We start from the raw sequence: 9,862 nt of genomic DNA, 5'->3' as shown, positions 1-9,862 counted from the left end.
AGATTGTCCGGGTACTGCTCGAGTTGTCCGCGGTGTGAACCGCATCACAACTACTAATCCGGGTTTCGGGAAGTTTGGGGATGACATCATGTGGGGGCATTGGCACAGAGCAGCAAAACCTGTTTGCTCGGTAGCAGCACCGTTGTTTGCGCTGACGCTGGTGGGGGCGTCGGTGCAGACAGGAACGCCGCCTACCTCGCCTGAGCTGGTCCGCCAAGTCTCGGCATCAGTGGAGCTGGCGGCGGCCATCGACACCTCACCGAACGCCGTCGGGATCGCCGAATCCGAGTTGTATTTCATGACCCCGGAGGAGGTCGGCGTCGCACTCGACACCATGCAGTCCCTCGGCGTCACCCAGGTCCGGATCTTCGTGCCATGGCGGGCGGCCGAGCCGGTACCCGGGGTCTACAACTGGGCTGATGTCGACAAGGTTGTCGATGCCGCCTACGAGCGCGGTATGGCCGTCCTCGGCGCCGTGACCAGCACGCCCACCTGGGCCTCCGATGTGCAGAACTCCGCCTACGGCGCTCCGCGTAACCCAGAGGATTTCGGTCGCTTCATGGGCGCGCTGGCCGAACGGTATGGCGCCGGCGAGGGTGATCCCGAGACCGCCCGTATCTCCGCCTACGAAATCTGGAACGAGCCACAGAGTTTCGTGTTCTGGAACCCGCGACCCGACCCCGCTGCCTACACCGAACTGCTCAAGGCTGGCTACACCGCAGTCAAGGAGGTCGACCCGACCGGCACCGTCGTCGGCGGTGTCGTCACCGCCGGCCTGACCTGGGGCGGGGTGAACATCAACCCGGTCGAATTCGTCCAGACCATGTACGAGAGTGGTGCCGCCGGCTACTTCGACGCACTGTCCTATCACCCGTACAACTACGACTGGAAGTTCGGCGACGGGTTCGGCAACAGCATCTCCGCCGTCGGGCAGCTGCAGGCCATGCAGGCCCTGATGGAACAGTACGGCGATGGCGAAAAGGACGTCTGGACCAGCGAATACGGTCTGCCGACCTCTTATGTATCCGAGGAACAACAGGCCGAGTTCATCGGCGACTTCTTGGACACGTGGTCGGAGCTCGATGGTGTTGGCCCGCAGTTCATCTACTCGCTGGTCGACCGGAATTCCGCGTCCACCGATGTCGAGGACACCTGGGGTCTGTTCCGCGACGACTACACACCCAAGCAGGCCGCTGCGGTGGTGCAGGCATGGATCGCGGAGAACGGCCCGATCCCGGACGGCGGCATCCCGGTAGACGAACTGCCGCCGCTGGAGGAAGTGCCGACCACGCCCGTCGAGCCGGCCGAACCCGAGGAGCCCGAGGCCCCGGCAGATCCGGCTCAGGCGATGGCCGATGCCTGGGCAGAAGCCACCCAGAACTGGCAGAACTCGCTGGCCGAGGCGGCGGCGAACTGGCAGGACTCGTGGGCGCAGGCCGCGGCGAACTGGCAGGACTCGTGGGCGCAGGCCGCGGCGAACTTGGCGGCGGCGAGGCAGCAGCCGAGTGCGCAGACTCCTGCCACGACAGCGTTGCGCGCCGCTGCCGAGGAGGACACCACCACCGAGGAAGGCACCGCCGCCGGGGCCGAGGCTCCCGTTGCCCGCACCACGCCGGCGCCGGAGACCGAAGCGCCCTCGACCGCAACAGATCCGAATCTTGACGGTAGTGATGCGGCTCGTGCCGAGGTGGTCGCGGCCACCGAAGCCGAGGCGCCGGCCCCGCCTCAGCAGCAGCGTCCCGCTGCGACGGAGAGTCCGAGTACGTCTACCGAAAGTGACTCGGCAGCAACGGAGTCCACGGACACCCGGACGGCACATCAGGCAGAACGGGCCGAGCGGCAGCCCGAACGGGCGGAACGGCGCGCCGAACGCCAGGCCGAACGGGCGGCGCGCCAGGCCGAACAGGCGGAGCGGGCAGCCGAAAGCACCGGCGAGTCGAGCGATTCGAGTGACTCAAGCGATTCGCAGGCAACAACGGATTCCAGCAACGCCGAGTCGTCGACGTCCGAGGGATCCAGCGGACAGGAGTAAGTCACACCGCAACCGGCCGGGCCACCTCACGTGGCCCGGCCGGTTCCGCTAATTACGGCGAGTTCAGAAGACGCGGATCCAGTCGACGAGCATCTCCGCGGGGTAGCTGCCCCCTGCGGGTTCCCGTCCGCCCGAGCCACCGATGGCGATGTTGAACACCGGGGCCATGGTGAAGCCGGGGTCGTTGAACGGCCATTCCGGCAGCGAGCTCGCCTTGACCGTCCAGAACGGTTCCATACCGGGCTGGTAGTCACGCCAGAAGTACATGCCTTCGGGCTTCCAGGTCATCCGCCAGGTGTGCCAGGCCCCGTCGACCGGATGCTTGAAGGTCTGGAACTGGGTGCCGTCGAGCCGGGCGTGCACGGTGGTGCCCGATGGCCAATCCTGGTTGCCGTACCACTCGAACAGGTCGACCTCGCCACCGCGCACCGGGTTGTCATTGATCAGCCAGAAGGCGGGCCAGGCACCGTTGGTGAGGCAGTTGAGCTTGACGCGGGCCTCCCACGTCGTGCCGACGCCGCCGCGCCAGTTGCCGATGATCTTGGCGCTGGCGAACTTCTCCTGGATGTTGGCACCGGGGCCTTCGGTGGCGCGGATGACCAGGTTGCCGTTGCCGTCCTGGAACACGTGCTCCTGATCGGTGACGTAGCGGCCCATGTTGAACGGCTTGTCCCATTCGACCGGGTTCCGGATGGTCTCGCGCTGCGGGACGATGAACCATGAGGCCGGGTCCGGCGGGGAACCCGCGGGTCCGTTGAACTCGTCCTGCCACAGGATCGGCGGAGCAGCCGCCTCTGGGACCGGGTTGGGCGACAGATCCCCTGGTAGCGGCTCTGCGCGAGCATTCTGGACCGGCAGCGCGGCGGCGGCCGCACCCAGTCCGAGCATCATCATCGCGCTGCGTCGATCAAATTCAGGCACAGCCGAACCATATCCAGCGACGGCGGTTTTCGTGCGGAACCGAGCCGAGCCCCGGCCTGCTGAGGACGTTCTCAGCGACCACGAGGAAGGTCCCAATTGACGCGTATCCTGCGCTACCGTTGCCCGCGGCAAACATCCCGCTAGCTCAGGAGTCGGCAATCCCATGGCCAACAAGGTGTTTCGGCAGACCCTCTCCACCGGCGTGGCACTCGCCGGCGCCGGCGCCATCGCGCTGACTCCGGTCACGGTCGCCCCGCAGATCCAGGCCGTCGTCGAGGCTCCCCGTGTCGTCACCACCGAGGTGATGCCCGCCGGCCTGATCCAGGACCTGCAGTTGATCGCCTCCGGCGCCCAGGCCGCGCTGGGCCAGAGTTACGACGCGCTGACCCGCAAGATCCCCGACCTGTGGTGGACCGTGCACGAGAACTGGCCCGACGAGGACCTGCTGCCGTGGAATTACGCGCTGGTCACCGACATCTTCCTGGCACCCATCACACCGCTGGTCATCGGCCCGCTCAACGACGCGGTCGCCGAGGCGGTGGCCCGGAACTTCCCGGTCCTGGGCGACCAGATCCGACAGATCCCCGAGCTCATCGAGTACGCCTTCGTCCGCCTGGTCGGTCCCATCCTCAGCGCCATCGGCGCCGCCGGGATGGCTCACTACGAGATCTACATGTCGACGACGACCTACCGCATCGAACCGTTCATCGAGGCCATCATCCGGGCGCCGTTCCATGTCATCGACGGACTGCTGTTCGGCGGTTACGGCGACCTGGGCCCGATCCTGCCGGGCCGTGAGGGCGAATACATCCCCGCGCCCGGACTGCTCACACCGTGGGGTCAACAGCCTCCGGTGCGCGATATCAAGACACCGAACGACATCGTCGAGACGACGGTCACCGACGCCAACGCGACCCTGGTCAGCCTGGTCACCGACGCGACCGATCAGATCGAGGATGCCGGCGAGCTCACGACGAGTACCGAGATCGACCCGGTCGCCGAGCTGGTTCCGGAGACGGCTCCCGAGGCCGAGGTCGTGCCTGCGGTCGAGATCATCGAGGAGACCGAGGTCGTCGAGACCACTGAGCCGGTCGAGCCCACCGAACCCGAGGTCGTCGAAACCGAAGTCGTCGAGCCCGAGGTGACCGAGCCGTCGACCATCCCGGTCAAGGTGGAGGAGCCGGCCACCGAGGACACCGCCGATGACGCAGCAGAGTCCGAAGCAGCCGAGTCCGAGGATGCGGACACCGACAAGGCCGCCACCACCAAGCCGGCCAAGAAGGACCCTGCCGCCGGTATTCGCCAGGGATTCAAGGACTTCCGCGACAATGTCGGCCGCACCGTCAAGAAGCTGACGGGTGGCGGCAGCACCTCCCGGGACTCCGGTGACAGCGGCGGCTCCGACAAGACCACCAAGTCGGAATCCAGCTCCGCGGAGTAGCGCTTCGATTGTGGGCCCTGTGCACGTACCGATTCCGTGCACAGGGCCCACCGTCATGTCCGGGCCGTGCGTAGTATCAGCGGCGCAGCTGGTTTGCCGGGGGCGTGTGTTCTGCGCGTCCGGCATCGCAAGAGGGAACCTGGTGAGAATCCGGGACTGTCCCGCAGCGGTATGCAGGAACGACCGCCGTCACAGGCACTGGTGCTCAGCACTGGGAAGCGACGGCCAGTAGGAACATCCTTGGGTGTGCGCCTGTTAGTCCGAAGACCTGCCAACTGTGCCGGGCGCGCCGCGCCCGGCGGCGCATCGCCTCGAGGACTGGGCGTATGGCCGGTGTGGCTGCCGCGTGTCCCACTGCGGTGGCCTCTTCGGTTGCACGTCCAAAGGGCGGTGGGCTCTCCATCGTTGTTGAAGGACTTCGCGTGACAACACAATCTGCCCCTACGTTCACCGCCACCATCCTGGGTTCGCCACGGGTCGGCCCGAACCGCGAGCTCAAGCGGGCCGTCGAGAAGTACTGGTCGAAGAAGATCGACCGCGCCGAGCTCGAATCGGTCGCCGCCACATTGCGCAAGGACACCTGGCAATCCCAGGCCGCGGCCGGCCTGGACTCGCTTCCGGTCAACACCTTCTCGTACTACGACCACATGCTGGACCAGTCGGTCCTGCTGGGCACGCTGCCGCCGCGGGTGGCTGGCGTTTCCGACGATGTGGATCGCTATTTCGCCGCGGCGCGCGGCGGCACCTATGACGGTGCCGATATCGCTCCGCTGGAGATGACCAAGTGGTTCGACACCAACTACCACTACATCGTCCCCGAGATCGGCCCGGACACGACGTTCACGCTGAACCCGGCCAAGATTCTCGCCGAACTGGAAGAGGCCTCGTCGGTCGGCGTCGCGCTGCGCCCGGTGATCGTCGGTCCGATCACCTACCTGGCGTTGAGCAAGGCGGTCGACGGGGCCGACGCACCCATCGGACGGCTCGACGAACTTGTCGGTGTCTATGCCGAATTACTGGGACTGCTCGCCGACAAGGGTGTCGGATGGGTCCAGATCGACGAACCGGTGTTGGTCACCGACAACGTCGACAATGCCGGGGCGTTCGCCGAAAGCGTGTACTCCCGACTCGGCGGGCTGGCCGAGCGGCCGGCCATCTTCGTGGCCACCTACTTCGGTGAACTGACCGATGCGCTGCCGGCCCTGGCCCGCACACCGATCGAGGCCATCGGTGTCGACCTCGTCTACGGCGGCGTGGACGCACTGGCCGCGGTGCCCGAGCTCGCACAGAAGACCGTCGTCGCCGGGGTCGTCGACGGCCGCAACATCTGGCGGACCGATCTGGAGGCTGCGTTGGCCAAGCTGGCCACGCTGCTCGGATTAGCCGGTGCGGTCACGGTGTCCACGTCGTGCTCGACCCTGCACGTGCCGTACTCGCTGGAGCCCGAGACGGAACTCGACGAGGCGCTGCGCAGCTGGTTGGCCTTCGGCGCCGAGAAGATCGCCGAGGTTGTGGCCCTGGCCAAGGGTCTGTCACAGGGCCGGGAGGCAATCACTGCCGAGGTCGAGGCGTCCAACGCCGCAGTGGCCTCACGCAAGGCCGACCCGCGCCTCAACAACGCGGGTGTCCGGTCGCGCATCGCCGAAATCCGGTCCACCGGCGCCGCCAACCGCGGCCCTGCCGCCGACCGGCGCACCGCTCAGCAGGCACGGCTCAACCTGCCGCCGCTGCCGACCACCACCATCGGGTCCTACCCGCAGACCACCGAGATCCGGGTCGCGCGTGCGGATCTGCGTGCGGGCAAGATCGACGATGCCGCCTACCAGCAGAAGATGCGCGACGAGGTCGCTGCCGTCATCACGCTGCAGGAGGAGCTCGACATCGACGTGCTGGTGCACGGCGAACCGGAGCGCAACGACATGGTGCAGTACTTCGCCGAGCAGCTGGAGGGGTTCTTCGCCACCCAGAACGGCTGGGTGCAGTCCTACGGCTCCCGCTGCGTGCGGCCGCCGGTGCTGTTCGGAGATGTGTTCCGCCCCGAGCCGATGACGGTGGAGTGGGCCGAATATGCCCAGTCGCTGAGCAAGCGGCCGGTCAAGGGCATGCTCACCGGCCCGGTGACCATCCTGGCGTGGTCGTTTGTGCGCGACGACCAGCCGCTGGCCGACACCGCGGCGCAGGTGGCGCTGGCCATCCGCGACGAGACGGTGGACCTGGAGAAGGCCGGCATCGCCATCATCCAGGTGGACGAGCCCGCGCTGCGCGAACTGCTCCCGCTGCGGTCCAAGGAGAAGCAGGAATATCTGAAGTGGTCGGTGGAGGCGTTCAAACTGTCGACCGCAGGCGTGCGTGATGACACCCAGATCCACACGCACCTGTGCTATTCCGAGTTCGGTGAGGTGATCAAGGCGATCGCAGACCTCGACGCCGATGTGACGTCCATCGAGGCGGCGCGTTCGCATATGGAGGTGCTCGATGACCTCAATGCCGTCGGCTTCAGCAACGGGGTGGGGCCGGGTGTCTACGACATCCACTCCCCGCGCGTGCCCAGCACCGACGAGATGACCACGGCGCTCCGCGAGGCACTGGCTGCCGTTCCGGCGGAACGGCTTTGGGTCAACCCGGACTGCGGCCTCAAGACTCGTAAAAACGACGAGGTCGTCGAGTCCCTGCGGCACATGGTGGAAGCCGCGAAGACGGTGCGCGCCGAGCGATGACAACAATCGTGCCCCGGAATCGTCGCGATTCCGGGGCACGATCCGTCGTCATACAGCGAGCGCTTCGGTCACCTTGATGGTGTCGATGGTTTCTGGAACATCGTGTACCCGAACGGTATCCACCCCCGCCGACCACGCGGGGCCCAGCACGGCAAGTGAGGCCGCCAACCGACCGTCGACACCCCGGCCGGTGACGCCTCCGAGAAACGATTTGCGGCTCACTCCGAGCAGAACCGGAAACGGTCCACCGCACAGCTCGGGCAGCCGGCGCAGCAGTTCCAGGTTGTCGGCAGTCGATTTCCCGAAACCTATTCCCGGATCGGCCCATACCGGGCGGGCACCGGCTGCGAAGCCAGCTCCGGCGGTGCCCTCCACGAACGCCTTGACCTCAGCGGTCACATCGGCGTACTGCGGGTAACCGTCGGCCAATACCGGCACGGTGTGTGCGTGCATGCTCACATATCCGACCCGCAGCTGCCCGGCCAGGTCATAGAGCTTGCCGGACACATCGTTGATGATCCGCGCGCCGGCACGCACCGCTTCCTCGGCAACCTCGCGATTGCGGGTGTCAACCGACACCACACCGCACCGCGCGAGTTCGGTGATGATCGGTATGACGCGCTCGAGTTCTTCGTCGGCCGAGACCGGAACGGCACCCGGCCGGGTGGATTCACCACCGACGTCGACGGCCCACGCACCGTTGTCGAACATCACCCGACCCGCCTGCACGGCACGCTCGACGGTGCCGAATCTGCTTGGCGCCCAGAATGAGTCGGGTGTTGCATTCAGGATCCCCATGACTCGCATCGGAGTGTCACGGGTCCTCATGATCATTGCGGCGACCAGTAGGCCAGCATCTCGGCGAGGGTGTCGAATGCGGGCGCACTGACACCGTAGGGTGCCTCGAAGTGCAGACTCAGCGGAAAATCGAGGTCCGTCACACCGTCGATGACCTCCTTGTACAGGTCAACCAGCAGAACACGTTTGGTGGCCGGATCACTGGTGGCGAGTCGTCTGACAAAGGCCTGTTCGGCTGCGACCGCCTCGTTGCCCGGGTCCCGGATCAACCAGTCGATCAGTCCGACCTGGCTCTCCATCTTCGGCACGAATCCGAAGGACAGCAGGATCTCCGGCCGGTGCGCGCTGGCCTTGGCGAAATCACGCAGGAAATCCACGATCGCGTCCGAATAGAGCAGTTGGGTCATGCCGAAGGTCGCACCTTTGGCACATTTGAAGTCGAATCGGCCCTGCTCACCCTCGCGGGTGGGAATGAGGATGACGCCTCGATTGGCGACCAACTCGTCAAACTTCGACAGTGCATCTGCCGGAGCCACACCGTTGCCGTCACCGTCGTTCATGGTGCGCGGCACCCCGACGAAGATCATGCCGTCGAAGCCCGCAGTGTTCAGGTCCGTCAGCCGGGTGCGCAGCGCTGTCTCGTCGTGAAAGGCGGTGACCTGGGTGCACAAACCGCGTACCCCGGGCAGATCGGGACGCAGCGCGCTCCAGTAGTCGAGAACGTCCATCTTGGGCAGCATCTCTACGGGCCGGTCGCCGTCCTCCTCGATCATGCCGGGGAGCATCACATGCCCGATACGCCCGGCGATGCCCGACCTCAAAGACAGTTCGACGATCTTGCGCGCCTCGTCACGGACGTGGTCGGGGCCACGGTCCAGATTGGGCGGCACCAACTCCAAAGCGATGGTATTCAGGGGCACAGCGGACGTCCTTCACTACGACGGGTAGCTCATCACCGGCGGACGTCGATCAGCGCGCGGCGTTGACCGCTCATCGGACATCCGCCTTTTTCCACGAGGCGATGCGCCGCCGGGCGCGGCGCGCCCGGCACGGCTGGCAGGTCTTCGGACTCGCAGGCGCGCATCAGAATCCATGCACCTAGTGGCCGTCGCTTCCCGGTGCTACACACCAGTGCCGGTGACGGCGTTCGTTCCTGCATACCGCTGCGGGACAGTCCCGGATTCCCACCGGGTTCCCTCTCGTTCCATATCGCCTGTGGAACTCGATGCTGTGGCGTGGCGCCACAACAGACCAGTCGCGGGATAAGCGTACCCACTGCTCGTCAGGAGATCACGACCAGCAGATCACTGCCCTCGACCTGGGCGGTGCCCGTGACGGCGACCCTGGCCACGGTGCCGGCCTTGGGTGCGGTGATCGCCGCCTCCATCTTCATGGCCTCGATGGTCGCGATGGTCTGACCGGCCTCCACCGTGTCACCGGTGGCCACACCGACGGTCACCGTGCCGGCGAAGGGGGCGGCGATGTGGTCGGGGTTGGTCTTGTCGGCCTTCTCGGCAGCGGCGACATCGCTGGCGATGTTGCGGTCGCGCACCAGCACCGGGCGCAGCTGGCCGTTGAGGATGCACAGCACGGTCCGCATCCCGCGTTCGTCAGCCTCGGACACCGCCTCCAGCCCGATGAGCAGTTCGACACCCCGCTCAAGCTCGACACGGTGTTCCTCGCCCTGGCGCAGGCCGTAGAAGAACTGGTTCGCGCTCAGGCGTGACGTATCGCCGTAGGTGTCCCGATGGGTTTCGAATTCCTTCGTCGGACCGGGGAACAACAGCCGATTGAGGGTGGCCTGGCGCTTCGGTCCGGGCGAGGCCAATGACGCCTCGTCCTCGGCGCAGAGCGGGGTTTCCGGTTTGGCGTCGGCACGGCCCTGCAACGCCTTGCTGCGCAACGGTTCCGGCCAACCACCGGCCGGATCCCCCAACTCACCCCGCAGGAACC

Annotated in this window: 7 protein-coding genes and 2 riboswitches; of the genes, 3 read left to right on the top strand and 4 right to left on the bottom strand. The window is 66.3% G+C overall.

The annotated features are described in order from the left end of the window. Positions 1-229 precede the first annotated feature (229 nt). Positions 230-2,032, top strand: a complete 1,803-nt coding sequence (locus ACLBYA_RS27545; RefSeq protein WP_447712654.1) for a cellulase family glycosylhydrolase — start codon at positions 230-232, stop codon at positions 2,030-2,032. Between the two features lie 63 nt (positions 2,033-2,095). On the opposite strand, the gene ACLBYA_RS27540 is transcribed toward ACLBYA_RS27545, so the two are convergent. Beyond that, positions 2,096-2,926: a glycoside hydrolase family 16 protein gene (locus ACLBYA_RS27540; protein ID WP_447712747.1), complete on the bottom strand. Its 831-nt coding sequence runs from the start codon at positions 2,924-2,926 to the stop codon at positions 2,096-2,098. Between the two features lie 190 nt (positions 2,927-3,116). On the opposite strand from ACLBYA_RS27540, the gene ACLBYA_RS27535 reads away from it, so the two are divergent. Continuing rightward, positions 3,117-4,394, top strand: a complete 1,278-nt coding sequence (locus tag ACLBYA_RS27535; RefSeq protein WP_447712653.1) for a hypothetical protein — start codon at positions 3,117-3,119, stop codon at positions 4,392-4,394. Positions 4,395-4,466: 72 nt separating this feature from the next. Beyond that, positions 4,467-4,684: riboswitch (cobalamin riboswitch) on the top strand. A 132-nt stretch (positions 4,685-4,816) separates the two neighbouring features. Then, entirely contained in the window at positions 4,817-7,111 is a 2,295-nt protein-coding gene (gene metE, locus ACLBYA_RS27530) for a 5-methyltetrahydropteroyltriglutamate--homocysteine S-methyltransferase (RefSeq protein WP_447712652.1), read from the top strand. A gap of 48 nt (positions 7,112-7,159) precedes the next feature. On the opposite strand, the gene folP is transcribed toward metE, so the two are convergent. The 3 genes from folP to ACLBYA_RS27515 form a co-directional block, all read right to left on the bottom strand. Continuing rightward, positions 7,160-7,909, bottom strand: coding sequence for a dihydropteroate synthase (gene folP / locus ACLBYA_RS27525; protein WP_447712651.1), 750 nt, complete (start codon positions 7,907-7,909; stop codon positions 7,160-7,162). 32 nt (positions 7,910-7,941) lie between these two features. Continuing rightward, positions 7,942-8,829 carry a mycobacterial-type methylenetetrahydrofolate reductase gene (locus tag ACLBYA_RS27520; RefSeq protein ID WP_447712650.1) on the bottom strand — a complete coding sequence of 296 codons (888 nt, stop codon included), beginning with the start codon at positions 8,827-8,829 and terminating at the stop codon, positions 7,942-7,944. A gap of 118 nt (positions 8,830-8,947) precedes the next feature. Further along, positions 8,948-9,180: riboswitch (cobalamin riboswitch) on the bottom strand. Positions 9,181-9,191: 11 nt separating this feature from the next. Beyond that, positions 9,192-9,862 (bottom strand): biotin/lipoyl-containing protein (locus tag ACLBYA_RS27515; protein WP_447712649.1); only part of this gene is annotated, 671 nt, incomplete at its 5' end.

Source organism: Mycobacterium sp. C31M (genome assembly GCF_053345865.1).
Note: the sequence above shows the minus strand (reverse complement) of the source record. Positions and strands in the feature narration are given on the sequence as shown.

What these genes read in the sequence shown, in the direction of transcription:
- folP (WP_447712651.1), bottom strand. Translation starts at nt 7,909, where the DNA reads ATGGGGATCCTGAATGCAACACCCGACTCATTCTGGGCGCCAAGCAGA.
- ACLBYA_RS27540 (WP_447712747.1), bottom strand. Translation starts at nt 2,926, where the DNA reads ATGATGATGCTCGGACTGGGTGCGGCCGCCGCCGCGCTGCCGGTCCAG.
- ACLBYA_RS27535 (WP_447712653.1), top strand. Translation starts at nt 3,117, where the DNA reads ATGGCCAACAAGGTGTTTCGGCAGACCCTCTCCACCGGCGTGGCACTC.